This is a genomic window from Vibrio sp. ECSMB14106 (genome assembly GCF_000972265.1).
Lineage (GTDB): Bacteria > Pseudomonadota > Gammaproteobacteria > Enterobacterales > Vibrionaceae > Vibrio > Vibrio kanaloae.
Window position 1 is genome coordinate 151,158 of sequence record NZ_LAUM01000001.1, and the last position, 18,613, is coordinate 169,770.

The following is an 18,613-nucleotide window of genomic DNA, read 5'->3' on the forward strand; positions in this document are numbered from 1 at the left end:
TTTATGAAAACGGCTATCTGAGTCGCTAATGGAAATCCCGTGATTTGGTTTTCAAACCAACAATTTCATCGGTAATATCGATGAGCTTCCCAGCAATCACATGCATTACTTCGCCTTCCTTTTCTAATATTCCCTGTACTTTTAATGCTTTGGCTGTGAGGTAGGCTTTCTGCTGAGCTCGTGCGGTAGCTCCCCATACAACAACATTAATATTACCAGTGCTATCCTCCAGAGTGACAAAGGTGACACCTGCCGCGGTTCCGGGAGATTGTTTTCCTGTGACTAATCCGACAACGGTGACCATAGATTTGTGCCTTTGTTGTATTAGATCTTTCATGTGTGTGAATCGACCTAATCGTCCTGCTTCTTCGAGCAAAGTGATGGGGTGCTTGTTTAATGAAATCCCGACACTGGTGAAATCTTCCAATAGATCCTGCATCTCATTGGGTTTATGCAAAGCGTGCTCTACCTTGTCGTAAGCCTGACGAAATAGAGGCAGGTCAGAAGCGGAGTCCATCAGTGCCCAACGAGTCTGGAAGCGGTCTCCCGAGACATTATTCAGTGCATTTGCGGAGGCCAGTAGCTCGATATCTTTTTTATTCATCGATAACTGTTTAACCTGACTAGGGTGGCGATAACCGGAATGCGGACGATTGGCGAGCACGCTTTGAATCCCATGCTCGCTGAACCCTTTGATTTGTCGTAGCCCTAAGCGAATCGCTAAACCATTCTGATGTTCAACGACTATGTGGTTGTCTTGCGAGGCGTTCACACATACCGGAAGTATCACCACATTGTGTCGTTGTGCGTCTTGTACCAATTGTGAAGGGCTGTAAAAGCCCATGGGTTGGCTGTTCAGTAAAGAAGCGTAGAAACACTCTGGGTAGTAACATTTCAACCAAGCTGAACAATAGGCTAATACCGCAAACGAAGCTGAATGGCTTTCCGGAAAACCGTACTCGCCAAAACCGCATATCTGTTTAAATATCTGTTCGGCAAACTCGGTTTTGTAGCCCCGTTTTTGCATGCCTTCGATGAGTTTGTTTTTAAACTTAAACACGTTACCGTTTTTCTTCCAAGCGGCCATCGCGCGCCTGAGTTGATCCGCTTCTCCGCCAGTGAACCCTGCAGCTACCATCGCGAGTTTAATCACTTGTTCTTGAAAGATAGGTACACCTAAGGTGCGTGATAGTACCGATTCCACCTCTTTAGATGGGTAACTTATGGGTTCAATGCCATCTCGACGTTTTAGAAATGGATGTACCATATCGCCCTGAATTGGCCCCGGGCGCACGATAGCGATTTGAATCACCAAGTCGTAATAAGTTTTCGGTTTAAGCCTTGGCAGCATGCTCATTTGCGCGCGAGACTCAATTTGGAATATCCCGACCGTGTCTGCTCGTTGAATCATGCCGTAAACCTGAGGATCGTCCTTAAGGCGAGTGATCTCAGCAATGGTCAGTGATCGCCCGTGAATACGTTTGATCAGGTCGAAACATTTACGAATCGCAGAGAGCATACCCAGCGCGAGCACATCAACTTTCAGCAAGCCTAAGGTTTCTAGATCATCCTTATCCCATTGAATAATGGTTCGATCGTGCATCGCGGCATTCTCGACGGGAACCAGTTCATACAAAGGCCCAGAAGATATGACAAAGCCACCGACATGTTGAGATAAGTGACGTGGGAAGCCGATAATCTCATTAACCAAGTGGATAAACTGCTGCCCCTTCAAAGAATCAGGTTGTAGCCCCAATTGAGTTAACTGAGCCTGCCAAACTAGGCTTTTGTCTCTGCGATTCGTGTTCTTAATGAAATAATCAAGCTGGGTTTCTTGTAGCCCTAACGCTTTACCGACATCTCTTACTGCACTTTTGAAGCGATATGAAATGACCGTTGCGGCAAGCGCAGCGCGTTCTCTACCGTATTTTTGATAGATGTATTGGATGACTTCTTCACGTCGTTCGTGCTCAAAATCGACATCAATATCGGGCGGCTCATCGCGCTCTTTACTGATGAAGCGCTCAAATAACACCGAGATCTGTCTTGGATCGACAGAGGTGATTTCTAAGCAGTAACAGACTACGGAATTGGCCGCTGAACCTCGACCTTGGTAAAGAATGCCTTGGCTTTTGGCAAACATGACGATGTCATGAATGGTGAGAAAGAAGAAAGGGTAGTCGAGATCATCAATCAATCCGAGTTCTTTATCTATGATTTGTTGAATGTTGCTAGGCACACCTTGTGGGAAGCGAGCTTGTTTCCCTCTCTCGACCAACATGCGCAGATAACTCATGGGTGTCTCACCTTGAGGAATCAGTTCACTGGGATATTCGTAGCGCAAACTGTTTAACTCAAATTCGCACAGTTCTGAGATTCGGTTGCTCTCTTCTAGCCACTCCGCTTTGAAAATACGTGAGAGCTTATTGATGCTTCGTAAACAGCGCTCGGCATTGGCCAGTAAGTGACTACCCACTTCAGTAATGGGTTTTTGGTACTTGATCGCGGTGAGTGAGTGCTGTAAGGGCAAGCGATTAGTGTTGTGCATCAACACGCCACCACAAGCTGTAATCGGCAATTGATGATGTTGTGATAGCTCAACACAGTAATCCATGTACTGCAGGTCGGTTTGTTTTAGGTGTCGTTGTAGGCCAATCCACAGCCGGCCGGAGTGATGCTGAGAAAGCCATTGTCCCCAATGTGAATCTTCATTTTTCTGTTGAGGTAACCAAAGAATGAAGCAATGCTTAGCCGACATGATATCCCATTCAGAGAGCTGATAATGTCCTTTGCTGCTACGACGTCTCGCGTTGGTAATAATACGGCACAGCTCGGCATAGGCCGTTCTATTTGGGCATAACAAGACAACTTGGCACTCGTCATTTAACCAAAACATGCTCCCGACAATTTGCTTGAGCGACAGTTTATGTTGCTTGATTGCAGAGTGAACCTTCACGATGCCCGCTACCGAGCACTCATCGGTGACCGCGAATGCTTTGTAACGTAAGAAGTCGGCTTGTAAAACAAGCTCTTCTGCGTGCGAAGCTCCCTCAAGGAAGGAGTAATTACTTTGGCAGAAAAGCTCTGAGTATTGCTGAGACATAACGTAACCTCACTTAATCATTGAGAGTGAACATGATTGAAAAGGGGCGTTTAAATGGAACCAGTGGCAAGAACGACTTACCAAACTGTCTTACTGACTAGCTGAACAAACCGTGCAAGAACCACTGTTTATCTGGTGTTCTAAATACCCATAACCACCGCCCGTTTTTGCTGTAAGCGATAAAGTAGTCACGAATGATCTTCTCTCCGTCCCACCACCCAGACACAATGCGTTCAGGGCCTTGAGACAAGGTGACGCTCTCTGTTAATACTTCAGGCTCAGGCAGCAGAATACTCGGCCTGAGTCGCTGTTGATTAATACTGATAGCTGTTGTGGTTTGTTGATTGGCCTTTTGGGGAGTTAGAGCCTTTTTTGCCACATGACTTAGTGTTGGTAGTGAATATTGATTGTTTTTCTCTGGCCTAGGATCCTGCTGCATTTTAGGAGTTTGAATACAGGCTTGCCCAAGCTTCGCCTGTAACAGTGAAAGTAGGTCTAGCGCAGCAAGCGTTCCGGTATTGCCATCAAAAAGATCATGGTAGGCCATTTGGGGTTCTCCATGACGAATCAAGCTGAGTGTCAGCCCCTGAACCGGTGCTGTGAGCTTTAGTGACTCTAAAGTTAGATGGGTAAGGCTCGCCCATTTGCTTGCAAGATAATCGCCCTGTGCTGAATAAAAAGAGACAGGGTGATCGTCTTTATCCCTTAGATGCAAAGTCAGCGTCAACTCGAAAGCCACTCGGTCGCGCAGCTTCAAAAAACACTCGAGCTGATTCAACAATTTCAGCAAAGGCTTTTCGATAAACAGGATGTTTTCAATATCAAACAGTAACTCCAAATATTGTTGAAAACTCTCTGGTGGATGATAGAAATCAATCAGGTGTTTGAACTGCCCATTAAGGCGACCAACATAGTTGACCAAGTCGATATCAAAGCGACGTGCGACTTCTTGCAAAGGCAACTTTAATAGGTCTTCCACTAAGTTAATGCCGACGCGGTTCAGACGCTCCACTTGCTTAGTTGGCAGCTCGCTAGAACTCAATGTTTGCTGATTGGCCCATGCTTTCATTTGTTCAACATTATTAGTGACTTGGTTGATTGATTGTTTACCCAAAAGGATTGCAGAAAGCGGCGAATAACCTGTGGCAAAGCTGAACTGGATGTTGAGTAACTCTAAATGGCTTTTGAGTTCGAGCCAGTAATTATCTAGCCCGTTGTAAAACGACAGCATGTTAGAGGCTTTAATCAATAAACCATTGGGCGGCAGTAATGCCATATCTGATGTAACTAAATATGCCCATTGAGCGATCTCTTTCAGTTTATTTTTCTCTAGCTCAATGCTGTAAGGGTGGACGTGTAAGTTGTGGCAAAGTGCCGCTGCAGACCCGAGTCCCATGCCTAGTGTGATGCCTGATTGCAGTGCGGCTTGGTTAGCCTGTAGCACGCGATGATCTTTTTCATCGACAATGATAATAGGCTGAGCGTGTGATGCTCCGTTCAAACTTAATTCATTAGAGTTAAACAAGGTATCTAACTGCAGAGATGGAAAGTGTAGATAAAGCCACAACATACGTTAGCCTTGCTTCGCAATAGGGAAAGCCGGCACCGTATTACTAGACAAAGCGTGAGTCGAACTGTTTTGATTGATGACTTTTTCTGTGAGTAACGGCCAGTTTTGGCTCATGTCGAGAATAAAGCTGCCATACGACCAGCTGCCTTTTCTCTTTGTGACCTCAACCTTTAACCCCTGCGCGTGAGAAGAGAGTTTCATGCTTAAAGAAACGGGTAGGGACAACTGATTATGGCTGGTGGCTTTAAAGTGAAATTGCAGGCACTTACCCGTTTCGCTTGCTGCTTGCAGGCGCTTGGTTTGGTGGATTTCTAGATTGGCTCCCCATAGCAATACAGAATGACAAGCACCACTCTTGAGGCATTGTTCTGCGGCCCATAGTGCATCGAGAGCACGCTGAGGTTGGATGACTAGGATGTTCTCTAGTGGAATATTTTGTTCGTTGAAAAACTCGGCACAGAGCTTCCCTGGTGGGTTGATGAAAATGGCCAGTTTCTGTGAGTTTTGTTGAGCTAAATAAGGCGTGAGTAGACGAAGTTCGCCGATCCCTTGTTGTGATTCCACCTCAATAACGCCGTGCATTGGAAAGCCTCCATCAAGCTGTTTATCCAATTGAGGATAGCCTGTTGAAGTGGTACTTCCTTGCGTTGTTGATTGTAACCCTTTCCAGATTAGCTGGCGGTCTTGTAAGCTTTTTATTAGTTCATGCATAATTAAATACCTGTATATTTATACAGTATATTTAACAATGAAAAAGATGCAAAGAGAAATGATGAAAATCAGGTGAATTAAATATTAGATGGTTGATTTAGATACAAAAAAAGCCGCTATGGAAGCGACTTTTTACTGTTGGTTAATGATATCAGTTACTTAGGTTGAGCATCGATACATTGACCATTAATGTCTGTCACACTTGGATTCATTAAGTGCAGGTACAGTGGAATGATGTCGAGTGGCGTTTTTAGCTTATTCGCATCTTCTCCTGGGTACGCTTTTGCACGCATGCGTGTTTGAGTGCCGCCCGGATTGATTGCGTTAACACGGATGTTCGTGTCTTCAAGCTCGTCCGCTAGGATTTGCATCATACCTTCTGTTGCAAACTTTGAAATCGCGTAAGTGCCCCAGAACGCGCGGCCAGAGTGGCCAACCGTTGAAGAGGTAAAGACAATACGACCCGCTTCCGCTTTCTTAATGACAGGCAGCAGTGCTTGAGTCATTAGAAACTCAGCTTTAACGTTGATTTGCATGACGCCATCAAAGGTCTCTTCATCGATTTGATCGAATGGACTTAACGTACCAAGCACACCTGCGTTATGCAGTAGGCCGTCTAAACGACCAAACTGTGATTCAATGGTTTCAGCCATATCAACGTAGTTCTGTTTTGTCGCGCCTTTTAAATCCAATGGGATAATCGCAGGTTGTGGGTAACCAGCGCTTTCGATTTCGTCGTAAATCAATTCAAGGTTTTTGACATTACGGCCTAACAGAATGACAGTTGCGCCATGTTGAGCGAAGCTTAGTGCGGCTTGGCGACCAATGCCAGCACCGGCACCTGTAACCAAAATTACTTTATCTTTGAGGGCATCTGTAGAGATTGGGTAATCCACTGTGCTTATCCTTCTTTCTTTTATTATGTTCGTCATTCCATTGATGTTTAATTACACAGATAACCGCAGGAATGATGAGAAATTCTTGGTAATCGTGACAAGATGGTTACAATACACTAATTCATACAATAGGGGATATGACATTGGAATTTTTGTTGGACTACGGCTTGTTTTTAGCCAAGATTGCGACCGTTGTAATCGCCATCATTGCCATTTTAGTGATTGCTAAATCGGTGGGTGGTAAATCAAGCGCAATTAAAGGTGAGCTGGAAATCACTAACCTATCGGAACATCACAAACAGACTATTGAACAATTAGAGCACCATTTGCATGATGATACTTTCATCAAAGCACGTGATAAAGCAGAAAAGAAAGCAGAAAAAGAGAAAGTAAAGTCACGCGGTAAAGAAGTGAAGAAAGCAGCGAAAGAGGGGGAGCTTGATAGCAAGCGTGAACCACATCTATTCGTTCTTGATTTTAACGGCAGCATTGATGCGAAAGAAGTGGCTTCATTACGTGAAGAAGTAACGGCGGTTCTAGCTGTGGCTCGTGAAGGTGATGAAGTATTGCTTAAGCTTGAATCTGGCGGTGGCATGGTTCACGGCTATGGTTTGGCCTCTTCTCAACTTGATCGTATTAAAGCGGCAGGCCTACCTCTGACTATCTCGGTAGATAAAGTCGCAGCAAGTGGCGGTTACATGATGGCATGTATTGCAGACAAAATCGTATCTGCACCTTTTGCTATTGTTGGTTCTATTGGCGTTATCGCTCAATTGCCTAACTTCAATAAATTGCTTAAAAAGCATGATATTGAGTTCGAACAGTTAACGGCAGGTGAGTACAAGCGCACGCTAACTATGTTTGGTGAGAACAGCGATAAAGCACGTGAGAAGTTTAAAGAAGAGCTAGAAGAGACACACGGCTTATTCAAAGACTTTATTCGTGACCACCGTCCTGCGCTAGACCTTGATAAGGTTGCAACGGGCGAACACTGGTTCGGTACACAAGCTCATGAACTTGGGCTGGTGGATGAGATAAGTACTTCTGATGATTTAGTCGTAGCAGCATGCAAAGACAAGACGGTTCTAGCGATTCACTACGTACAGAAGAAAAAACTATCAGACAAGCTAGCTGGCGTTGCAGGTAAATCTGCAGACAGCGTGCTGATGAAGCTGATAGAACGCGGTCAAAAGCCGATTGTTTAAGTTTATACCAATCGTAGTAAATAATTGCTCGTCTTAGCTTGTTAAAAGGCTCGATAACTTCACTAGAATATTTGATTGTAGAGTAACTACTTATCGAAAAATTCTGCTTGGTTTTCAAGCCTTTTCCAGCACCATTTCTAAATGTCTTTTTACATATAGAGTGTCAACGTTAGCGAGTTAAGCGTTAAATCTTGGTTCCATAATCATTACGTTTGGGACAAGTGGTCAGGATCTCTCTATGACCCGTATCGTTGAGCTCTTCCAAAATGACATCAAAGCCCCATAAGCGGTATAGATGTTTCATGACTTCATCATAGCCTTTATCAAGAGGAATCCGGTCGTGAGGCCTATATTGCAGTGTCATCGAGCGATCACCACGGACATCTACATTTAGTACCTGAATATTAGGTTCAAGGTTACTTAAGTTATATTGTGCAGCGAGCTTCTCTCGAATCAAACTATAGCCTGGATCATCATGGATAGCGCTGACTTCAATAGTGTTCTTATGGTCATCGTCGAGCACAGAGAACAGCTTAAAGTCCCTAATGATTTTTGGAGAAAGATACTGGCTGATAAAGCTTTCATCTTTGAAGTTATGCATAGCAAAATGCACGGCTTCTAACCAATCACTTCCGGCTAACTCAGGAAACCACTCTTTGTCTTCATCGGTTGGTTCTTCACAGATGCGTCGGATGTCTCTAAACATCGCAAACCCAAGCGCATAAGGATTTATGCCATTGAAATAAGGGCTGTTGTAAGCCGGTTGTGCGACCACGCTAGTATGGCTGTGTAAGAATTCTAAGATGAACTTATCACTTACTAAGCCTTCATCGTAAAGGTGGTTAAGGATGGTGTAGTGCCAGAAGGTTGCCCAACCCTCATTCATTACTTGGGTTTGCTTCTGTGGGTAGAAATACTGGCTGACTTTACGGACGATACGGACACATTCACGTTGCCAAGGTTCAAGCAGTGGAGCGTTTTTTTCGATGAAGTAGAGAATGTTCTCTTGAGGCTCGCTAGGAAAACGAATCGCTTCCTTTTCTTCTTTGTCTTGACTTTTAGGCACCGTTCTCCATAACTCATTGACTTGAGATTGCAGGTAAGCCTCTCGCTCTTCCTGTCTTGCGGTTTCTTCTGCGATTGAAATCTTCTCTGGACGTTTGTATCTATCTACGCCGTAGTTCATCAGTGCGTGACAAGAATCGAGAAGTTGCTCTACTTCTGCAACACCGTATTTTTCTTCGCACTCAGTAATGTATTTTTTAGCGAACAATAGGTAGTCGATGATGGAACTGGCATCGGTCCATGTTTGAAACAGATAGTTGCCTTTAAAGAAAGAGTTATGGCCGTAACAAGCATGAGCCATAACGAGTGCCTGCATAGTGACGGTGTTCTCTTCCATCAGATAAGCGATACAAGGATCTGAATTGATGACAATTTCGTATGCTAAGCCCATTTGGCCGTGCTTGTAGTTTTGTTCGGTTTGAATGAATTTTTTACCAAAAGACCAGTGGTTGTAATTGATGGGCATACCAATGCTGGAATAAGCGTCCATCATCTGTTCTGAGGTAATCACTTCAATTTGGTTCGGGTAAGTATCTAAACGGTAATGCTGCGCCACACGCTTAATTTCAACGTGATATTGCTCTAATAGGTTGAACGTCCAATCGGGTCCGTCAGGTAGCATTTTCTCGTTGTTCTTTTGCGTAGCTTCGTTCTTTTCTGCAACGTTTGATTTCGCTGTCATGGCAAGCCCCTTACGCTGTTTCTTTTTGGAATAGCTCTCTAAACACAGGAAAAATATCATCCACTGTTCTAATATTTTTCATCGCAAAGTTGTCAAAGCTGTTTTCGAGTTTTTCGTATTCGTGCCAAAGCGTTTGGTGAGAGCGGCGTGTTATTTCGATGTATGAGTAATATTGGCAGATAGGCAGAAGCTTATTCACCAACAGTTCTTTACAGCGAGGGGAGTCATCAGCCCAATTATCGCCGTCAGAGGCTTGAGCGGCGTAGATATTCCATTCACTTGCTGGGTAACGGTCAGCTACAATTTCTTTCATTAATTTTAGTGCGCTGGAAACGATAGTGCCGCCCGTTTCTTGCGAGTAGAAGAACTCATGTTCGTCGACTTCTTTCGCCTGAGTATGATGACGAATAAACACCACATCGACATTTTCATAAGTGCGATTGAGGAACAGATACAGCAGTACGTAGAAACGTTTTGCGATGTCTTTGGTGGCTTGATCCATTGAGCCCGACACATCCATCAAACAGAACATCACCGCTTGGCTAGATGGAATAGGGCGCTTCTCATAGTTTTTAAAACGTAAGTCGAAGGTGTCAATGAAGGGCACGTTTTCAATTTTTTTGCGTAGCTCGGCGATCTCTTCTTTTAGGCGACTTTCTTCGAAGGGTTGTGCCGGTTCCGTCATTTTAACTTGGTCAAGTTGCTCCATCAGTAGGTTAAGCTCGCGTTTTTTACTAGCTGTCATCGCGGTTCTTCGAGCTAGAGACTGCTGTAGTGAACGCACGATAGCGATGTTGGATGGAATCCCCGCGCTTTGGTAACCAGAGCGGTGTGTTTTCCATTCGGTGATTTTATTGACTTGATTCTTTTCTAGGTTAGGCAGGGCTAAATCTTCAAATAGAATATCAAGATATTCATCTTTTGAAATTTGGAAGGTAAATTCATCTTGGCCTTCGCCATCAGGGCTCGCGTCCCCTTGCCCCGAACCATCACCTTGGCCCCCACCTTTAGGGCGCTCAATTTTATCGCCAGTAATGAACTGGTCATTACCTGGATGTACGCGTTCTCTTACGCCGCCTTGACCTTGATGAAAGCTTGGCTCTTTGATGTCTTTATGAGGAATAGTGACGTCTTCACCCGTTTCAGTATTGGTGATTGAGCGTCGGTTGACTGCATCGGCCACAGACTCTTTGATTTGCTCTTTATGGCGTCTTAAGAAGCGCTGCCTGTTTACAGCGCTCTTATTTTTGCCATTGAGCCTCCGATCGATAAATTGTGCCATAAGAACTCCCTCTCAGCTGATGTCGCGATCCTACTTTTATTTAGGTTGTACGAGCGGTTCACTTGAACTGCTCTGTACAGTTTAGTTATGAGGATTTGCGAACTCTTAGGTACCACTCAGATAGTAGCCTAACTTGTTTTTCGGTGTAGCCTTTCTCCATCATACGAGCAACGAAGTCGTCGTGTTTTTTCTGATCATCCGTAGAGGTTTTAGCATTGAACGAAATAACAGGAAGTAGTTCCTCTGTGTTAGAGAACATTTTTTTCTCAATCACAGTGCGCAGTTTTTCGTAGCTTGTCCAAACGGGGTTTTGCCCGTTATTATTGGCTTTGGCACGAAGCACAAAGTTCACAATCTCATTTCGGAAGTCTTTAGGGTTACTGATTCCAGCTGTTTTTTCGATTTTTTCTAGCTCAGCATTCAGAGAAGCGCGATCAAATAGCTGTCCTGTTTCTGGATCACGGTACTCTTGGTCTTGAATCCAGAAGTCAGCATAGATGACATAGCGGTCGAAAATATTCTGACCGTACTCAGAGTAAGACTCTAGATATGCGGTTTGAATCTCTTTACCGATGAATTCTACGTATCGAGGCACTAGATATCCTTTCAAGAACTCGAGGTACTTCTCGGCGGTTTCTTGAGGGAATTGCTCACGCTCGATTTGCTGTTCGATGACGTAGAATAGGTGAACAGGGTTAGCTGCTACCTCAGCTTGGTCGAAGTTGAACACACGAGAAAGGATCTTAAAGGCGAAGCGCGTCGATAGCCCTGACATACCTTCGTCAACACCGGCATAGTCTCGGTACTCTTGGTAACTCTTCGCTTTTGGATCGGTATCTTTCAGTGTTTCCCCGTCGTAGACACGCATTTTGGAGAACAGTGATGAGTTTTCTGGCTCTTTGAGTCGAGACAAAATACTGAATTGTGATAGCAGTTCTAGTGTACTAGGTGAGCAAGGTGCTTTAGACAATTCACTGTGCTCAAGCAGTTTCTGATAGATCTTCACTTCTTCAGAAACACGTAGACAGTAAGGCACTTTTACAATGTACACACGGTCTAGGAAAGCTTCGTTGTTTTTGTTGTTGCGGAAAGTTTGCCATTCTGACTCATTCGAGTGAGCTAAGATCATGCCATCGAACGGTAATGCAGAAAGTCCTTCGGTACCGTTAAAGTTACCTTCTTGTGTTGCCGTTAAGAGAGGATGTAGGACTTTAATAGGCGCCTTAAACATCTCTACGAATTCCATTAAACCTTGGTTTGCTTTACACAGCGCACCAGAGTAGCTGTAGGCATCAGGATCATCTTGAGAGAAGTGCTCAAGCTTGCGAATATCAACTTTACCAACAAGAGATGAGATATCTTGATTATTTTCATCTCCTGGCTCTGTCTTCGCGATCGCTACTTGATCGAGAATCGAAGGGCGTAGTTTGATGACCTTGAATTTGGAAATATCACCGCCAAAATCGTGTAGGCGTTTTGCAGCCCACGGAGACATAATAGAACGGAGGTAACGCTGCTCAATGCCGTATTCGTTCTTCAGTAAATCACCATCTTCGTTGACATCAAATAGGCAGAAGGGGTGATCATTCACAGGGCTTCGTTCACCGTTGGCAGACAGCACATAGATGGGTAACTTTTGCATTAGTGCTTTGAGCTTTTCGGCAAGAGAAGATTTACCACCGCCCACGGGGCCAAGTAGGTAAAGGATTTGTTTACGTTCTTCTAGGCCTTGTGCGGCATGCTTTAGGTAAGAAACAATCTGCTCAATCGCGTCTTCCATCCCATAAAAATCTTCAAATTCACGGTAACGTGCTATCACTCTGTTGGAGAAAATACGACTTAGATGAGGATCTTGAGCTGTGTCAATCACCTCCGGTTCGCCAATAGCCAGCAGTAAGCGCTCAGCAGCGTTAGCATAAGCACTTTTATCGTCTCTACACAGCCCCAAGAATTCTTGCAATGTCAGCTCTTCTTCCTTGGCCGCTTCATAACGTGATTGATAGTGGTCAAAAATACTCATAGTCACATTCCCCTTGTTAACCAGTCAAAACTGACGAGCGATTGAAAAATAGGCTCTTCCTACATTTTAAGGTTAGACCCGCTTCCACAATTTTGCTTAACAATTATGTATTTATTTACAATTTTGCGTGTGGAAAGCTCGGCGAAAGCAATAGGCAACTTGAAGCGAGCAAAATCAAATTATTTTGCATTCGAGAGGGGCTAGCCGTTTGTTTTATGATTTTAGGCAGCTTTCCAATTCTTGAACTGGATTTATGTGCATTAGACGTATAATCGAGCTTGATGTTTCTTTTTCGAATGAGCTTCTTTATCGTGCGCTGCGTTATCATAAATTGATGGCTGAATAGGTCGAAGCAATGAAAAAATCCTTCGTTAAAACAGCCGATGTGAGACAACCATATAAATGGCAGTGACAACACATGAAAAGTGGAAGGCGCGAGAAACGTCAGTGTGGAATCAATTCTCAAATAATTATATGAGTAGGGCTGTAAGCAATAGCGGATTCACGCCTAGTATTTAAGATTCAAGTAATAAAAAGGGCTACTCAGTTGAGTAACCCTTCTTTGTATATATCGATGTTGTAAATCAGTTGGTGTCGCTGCAATCTAGTGTTGTTTATTAAGCTTAAGCTTAAGCTTAAGCATTAAAGATTTGAGATAGCTCTGTCGCACATAGGTGGTACTGACGAGGGCAATTGCGCCATGTAATTAACATGCGACGGTATTTCTCTAGCATTGGCATTTGGCTATTAAAATGGTGGTCAGCTTTGTCGAATTGAGGGTAAAGCCCTTCAGAGCCCACTAGGAAGCGTACGTAGTGTGTTCTCTGCACTTCAGAAGTGATATCAAAACCGAGAAACTGTAGACGACGTTGGTCAACCTCAGTACGTTCTTGATTTTCTAGCATTTTGTGTGATTCTTGCATTGCATGGTACATTTCCATGATGTCGATAATTTCACGACACTCAGCTTCAGTTAAACAACCAAATTCCTTGTTAAGCTCTTGCATTTGGAGTTCGTAACCGCGCTCTACAATCGTTTGTAGACGTTGGTACTTAGCTGAATTCTCAGGATCCATTTGAGACATTAGGTAGTATTGATTCGATAGAATTAGACGCTGAGCATTGGTCATTTCCATGGGAGGAGCCTCACTAAAAACTAAATGTTGTATTCTTTTGTTGCAGTAAGAGTAACAGCATTCCTACGAGTGGAAACATGATCTCAACACGGATTTAATATGATTTTTTGAATTGATAAACAAAAGTTGTAAAGAAAAGTGAAAGGATTGTTTTGATACCAATCACAGTAAGTAAGTGATCATAAATAGCGCAGGAAAAAGGCTTAAGAACAAAGCAGACATTTTCGATAAGTAGTTATTCTACAATCAAAATTTCTAACGCAGTTATTGAGCGTTTTAACCAGCTAGGATGACCAGTTATTTACTACGATTGGTATAATCATAAAAGAAAAAGCCCCAATCGAAATTGAGGCGTTTGAAATCACTATCAACGTTAGTGTAGGTTAGTATTTGACGTTTGGGTGATACTGACTAAGTACGGCTACAATCTCGTCCATTTTCTCTTTACTTGGAGGTTGTATACCTTCAAGAGGGTAGTCATGGCCAAGTGCTTCCCACTTGTGAGCACCAAGCTTGTGATATGGAAGTAGTTCTACTTTTTCAATGTTATCCATGTTTTTAATGAATTCACCTAAAAGGTGAGCATCTTCTGGAGTATCGGTGTAACCCGGAACAATCACGTAACGAATCCAAGTGGTTTTTCCGATCTTGTGTAGGTAGCGTGCAAAATCAAGCGTACGTCTATTCGATACACCAATGAAGTCGTGGTGAATCTCATCTCGCATATGCTTAATATCCAGCATCACTAAATCTGAGGCTTCTAGAACTTCATCGATCACTTCAGTGTGCTTGCGAATGTAGCCATTAGTATCGAGACAAGTGTGAATGCCTTCAGCCTGAGCAGCGCGGAAAAAGTCACGGACAAACTCAGGTTGCAACATTGCCTCACCACCTGAACAGGTGATACCACCACCAGAGGCTTTCATGAAATGACGGTACGATTTTGCTTCGTTGATGATCTCTTCGACCGTTACTTCCTTTCCATCATGAAGATCCCATGTGTCGCGATTATGGCAGTACATACAACGCATTAAGCAGCCCTGAAGAAACACAATAAAGCGGATACCAGGGCCATCGACAGTACCACAAGATTCGAATGAGTGAATACGACCAGTTGTAGACATGAGCTATTCTCGTAGAGGAATTTATGCCCTTTATTTTATTACAAAAACGGTACATAAAATAGGGTCAAATGGTAACGAGGTCTTTAAAAGTAAAGGCAACCATCGACGAAGATGATTGCCTTTCTTAAACTGGAAAAGTAAAGGACAAAAGGCCTTATGGTACCTAGAAGAAAGCAAACATGGTGATGCCACCCGTGGTGTACACTGACTCTTTCGCTTCTTTGTAATCAGGCGTTTTTGCCGTTAGCGCCAAGGATGCACCAACGTGTTGGTTATACCAAGCAAAACCCAGTACGGCTGTCGCTTGTATGTTCTCTAATGTAACATCGTAAATAGCAGGATCTTCGTTGTTTTTATTCGCATACTCGTCCACACCTGAACGATTACCTTCGATAGTCAGGTCGTTAAATCGGTAACGACCTTCAAGGCCAGCATATGTAAACCAACCCGTGTTTGACGCGCCGATCATACCTGCCTTAAATGGGTTTTCTGTGCTGATGTTTGCTGCGCCAAAGTTGCCACCTAAGTCTGTACCCCAACGGAACATGAAGCCTGTTGAAATATCACTTCTAAAGTTACCCACGTTGATTTCTGAAACGTTAGAAATTTCGAAGTCAGTGTTTACTAACGCTTGATTGCGCATTAGGTTGAAATGACTCAGATACCCCACACTACCGGCGTACTCATTATCAACTTGATATTCCCAACCCATAGGTTCGTCTGATTTCGTGATCGAGTGGACTAGCTTTTGAGCGTCTTCAGAAAGAGCACGTTCACCCGTTGTACCAAACGTGATGTTAAAGCGTTGGGCTTGCTGCGGATTCAAGCTAATGTAGTTGAATTCTGTGTGTAGGAAACCGGCATATGGGCGATCATTGGCTGATGGCGTTTCTAGTTCAATATCAGAAGGGGTATACATTTTGTGGCCAATGGTGATCTCCCACTTATCTAGAGAGTTTGCGCCCCAATAAGAAAGACTTAATGGTTTCACCCAATTGTACGGAGTAATACTTGATGATGTGTAACCCAGAAATAAGCCGTTGGTGTAGTCTTGGTCGACACCAAAGATACCATCATTGTCTAAAGCGAAAGTTAATGTAGAACGTTCAGATGCTAATGATGCAAAAGAGAGAAGAATCAATGGTAAACAACGAAGGTAATTCATGTAGCAGTTACTCTAAAATTATGAGCCAAGATAGTACCGTAGTTTGAGTTAATCTATAGAAAAAAAAGTGAATAGAAAGGGAGATTTCTGCTCAATCTAACACTTTGGGATATTGGTGAGGTCAGTACTATTTATATCGAATATAAAAAAAGCCTCGCACATTGGCGAGGCTCATTATTACTGAATGGTCAGTTTAAACGTTGATGTTTATAGAGACTCAGTAAATGTACGTGCGATTACGTCAGCTTGCTGCTCTGTAGTCAGAGAGTTGAAGCGTACAGCGTAACCAGAAACACGAATCGTTAGCTGAGGGTATTTCTCAGGGTGCTTAACTGCGTCTTCAAGAGTTTCGCGGTTAAGAACGTTAACGTTAAGGTGTTGACCACCTTCAATACCAGCTTCGTGGTGGAAGTAACCATCCATTAGGCCTGCAAGGTTAGCACGTTGGCTGTCTTGTTCTTTACCTAGTGCGTTTGGCACGATAGAGAACGTGTAAGAGATACCATCTTGTGCGTCAGCAAACGGTAGTTTACCGACAGACGTTAGTGAAGCTACAGCGCCTTTCTCATCACGACCGTGCATTGGGTTAGCACCAGGAGCGAAAGGAGCGCCAGCACGACGACCGTCTGGAGTGTTACCTGTTTTCTTACCGTATACCACGTTAGACGTGATAGTAAGAACTGACTGTGTAGGGATAGAGTTACGGTAAGTCTTAAGCTTACGGATCTTGTTCATGAACGTAGAAACGAGTTCACAAGCAATGTCATCTACACGAGAGTCGTTGTTACCGTATTTAGGGTAATCGCCTTCGATTTCAAAGTCAGTTGCGATGCCATCTTCGTCGCGGATTGGTTTAACAGTCGCGAATTTGATTGCAGACAGTGAGTCAGCTGCAACAGATAGACCAGCAATACCACAAGCCATAGTACGACGAACGTCACGGTCATGAAGAGCCATTAGAGACGCTTCGTAGCTGTACTTGTCGTGCATGTAGTGAATGCTGTTTAGAGCAGTCACGTATTGCTTCGCTAACCAGTCCATGAAGTGATCTAGGCGGTCCATTACTTTATCGTAATCAAGAACAGCGTCAGTCATTGGAGCTTCTTTAGGACCAACTTGCATCTTAAGTTTTTCGTCCATACCACCGTTGATTGCGTAAAGCATTGTTTTCGCAAGGTTAGCACGAGCGCCGAAGAACTGCATTTGCTTACCAACGATCATTGGAGATACACAACAAGCGATTGCGTAATCATCAGAATCAAGGTCAGGACGCATTAGGTCATCATTTTCGTACTGGATAGAAGAAGTATCGATAGATACCTTCGCACAGAAACGTTTGAAGCCGTCAGGCAGTTGCTCAGACCAAAGAACAGTGATGTTTGGCTCTGGAGAAGGACCCATAGTGTATAGAGAGTTAAGGAAACGGAAGTTCGAACGCGTTACTAGCGTACGACCGTCGATGCCCATACCACCCATAGACTCTGTTGCCCAGATAGGGTCGCCAGAGAATAGCTCATCGTACTCAGGAGTACGTAGGAAACGAACCATACGTAGCTTCATTACGAAGTGGTCGATCATTTCTTGAGCTTGGTCTTCTGTGATTTTGCCAGCAGCGATATCACGCTCGATGTAGATGTCTAGGAAAGTCGAAGTACGACCTAGAGACATTGCAGCACCGTTTTGAGACTTAACAGCAGCTAGGTAGCCAAAGTAAGTCCACTGGATAGCCTCTTGAGCAGTTTGAGCTGGCTCAGAGATATCGAAACCGTATTTAGCTGCCATTTGCTTGATTTGACCTAGAGCACGATGTTGCTCAGAGATTTCTTCACGCAGTTGCATTGTTTCTGCTAGGTTTTCGCCGTTTTCGAATTGCTCTTGAAGAGAAGCAAATTGAGCTTGCTTGTCTTTCATTAGGAAGTCGATACCGTATAGAGCTACGCGACGGTAGTCACCAATGATACGACCACGGCCGTATGCATCAGGAAGACCAGTCAGAACACCAGACTTACGACATTTTAGGATATCAGGCGTGTAGATATCGAAAACGCCAGCATTGTGTGTTTTGCGGTATTCTGAGTAGATTTTTGAAACCATTGGGTCAAGAGTTTCACCGTATGCTTTACAAGAACCTTCAACCATACGTACACCACCGTTAGGGATGATGGCACGTTTTAGTGGTTTCTCAGTTTGTAGACCAACGATAGTTTCAAGATCTTTCTCAATGTAACCTGCATCGTGAGCAGTGATGGTAGAGATAACAGAAGTATCGAAATCTACAGGTGCCTTAGTTGCGTTTTCCTGTTTGATACCTTCCATTACCGAAGACCAAAGCTTGTTAGTTGCTTCAGTACCCTCAGAAACTAGGAAAGACTCGTCGCCTTCATACGGCGTGTAGTTCTTTTGAATGAAATCACGAACGTTTACTTCGCTTTGCCACTCACCTGCAGCAAAATCTTCCCAAGCTTTAGCAAATTGCTCTGCCATGACATACCTACCTTTTTAGTAGAAAAAACACGTACATTAACACTGTTGAGCCAGTGCCCCTCGTAAGGGTAGTACACTCTTATTAATAACAATATGTATGAGCATATTCGCTTCATATGATTATATATATTGTCACTACTCTTTATATGTTGTCTTTAACTCTATGTAAT

Annotated in this window: 12 protein-coding genes; 1 reads left to right on the forward strand and 11 read right to left on the reverse strand. The window is 43.7% G+C overall.

Annotated elements, in window-relative coordinates; translation table 11 throughout:
* Positions 1–25: 25 nt before the first annotated feature.
* The 4 genes from WR49_RS00665 to WR49_RS00680 form a co-directional block, all read right to left on the reverse strand.
* Positions 26–3,103: an error-prone DNA polymerase gene (locus tag WR49_RS00665; protein ID WP_046222719.1), complete on the reverse strand. Its 3,078-nt coding sequence runs from the start codon at positions 3,101–3,103 to the stop codon at positions 26–28.
* 97 nt (positions 3,104–3,200) lie between these two features.
* Positions 3,201–4,673: a Y-family DNA polymerase gene (locus WR49_RS00670; RefSeq protein ID WP_046222720.1), complete on the reverse strand. Its 1,473-nt coding sequence runs from the start codon at positions 4,671–4,673 to the stop codon at positions 3,201–3,203.
* Positions 4,674–4,676: 3 nt separating this feature from the next.
* Positions 4,677–5,384, reverse strand: a complete 708-nt coding sequence (imuA, locus tag WR49_RS00675) for a translesion DNA synthesis-associated protein ImuA (RefSeq protein WP_046222721.1) — start codon at positions 5,382–5,384, stop codon at positions 4,677–4,679.
* Between the two features lie 155 nt (positions 5,385–5,539).
* A complete protein-coding gene (locus WR49_RS00680; protein WP_016792973.1) occupies positions 5,540–6,280 on the reverse strand; it encodes a YciK family oxidoreductase in 741 nt (246 codons plus the stop codon).
* Between the two features lie 137 nt (positions 6,281–6,417).
* Here WR49_RS00680 and sohB point away from each other — a divergent pair, with 137 nt between their 5' ends.
* On the forward strand, positions 6,418–7,485 hold the full coding sequence (sohB, locus tag WR49_RS00685) for a protease SohB (protein ID WP_032547853.1): 1,068 nt from the start codon (positions 6,418–6,420) through the stop codon (positions 7,483–7,485).
* Positions 7,486–7,669: 184 nt separating this feature from the next.
* On the opposite strand, the gene WR49_RS00690 is transcribed toward sohB, so the two are convergent.
* The 7 genes from WR49_RS00690 to pflB form a co-directional block, all read right to left on the reverse strand.
* Positions 7,670–9,232, reverse strand: coding sequence for a SpoVR family protein (locus tag WR49_RS00690; RefSeq protein WP_046222722.1), 1,563 nt, complete (start codon positions 9,230–9,232; stop codon positions 7,670–7,672).
* Positions 9,233–9,242: 10 nt separating this feature from the next.
* Positions 9,243–10,514: a YeaH/YhbH family protein gene (locus tag WR49_RS00695; protein WP_046222723.1), complete on the reverse strand. Its 1,272-nt coding sequence runs from the start codon at positions 10,512–10,514 to the stop codon at positions 9,243–9,245.
* Positions 10,515–10,599: 85 nt separating this feature from the next.
* Positions 10,600–12,534 carry a PrkA family serine protein kinase gene (locus WR49_RS00700; RefSeq protein ID WP_017055006.1) on the reverse strand — a complete coding sequence of 645 codons (1,935 nt, stop codon included), beginning with the start codon at positions 12,532–12,534 and terminating at the stop codon, positions 10,600–10,602.
* 635 nt (positions 12,535–13,169) lie between these two features.
* Positions 13,170–13,670, reverse strand: a complete 501-nt coding sequence (locus WR49_RS00705; protein ID WP_046222724.1) for a YfbU family protein — start codon at positions 13,668–13,670, stop codon at positions 13,170–13,172.
* Between the two features lie 383 nt (positions 13,671–14,053).
* Positions 14,054–14,794, reverse strand: a complete 741-nt coding sequence (pflA, locus tag WR49_RS00710) for a pyruvate formate lyase 1-activating protein (protein ID WP_046222725.1) — start codon at positions 14,792–14,794, stop codon at positions 14,054–14,056.
* Between the two features lie 163 nt (positions 14,795–14,957).
* Entirely contained in the window at positions 14,958–15,959 is a 1,002-nt protein-coding gene (locus WR49_RS00715; protein WP_046222726.1) for a lipid A deacylase LpxR family protein, read from the reverse strand.
* Positions 15,960–16,166: 207 nt separating this feature from the next.
* Positions 16,167–18,443 carry a formate C-acetyltransferase gene (pflB, locus tag WR49_RS00720; protein ID WP_046222727.1) on the reverse strand — a complete coding sequence of 759 codons (2,277 nt, stop codon included), beginning with the start codon at positions 18,441–18,443 and terminating at the stop codon, positions 16,167–16,169.
* Positions 18,444–18,613 lie beyond the last annotated feature (170 nt).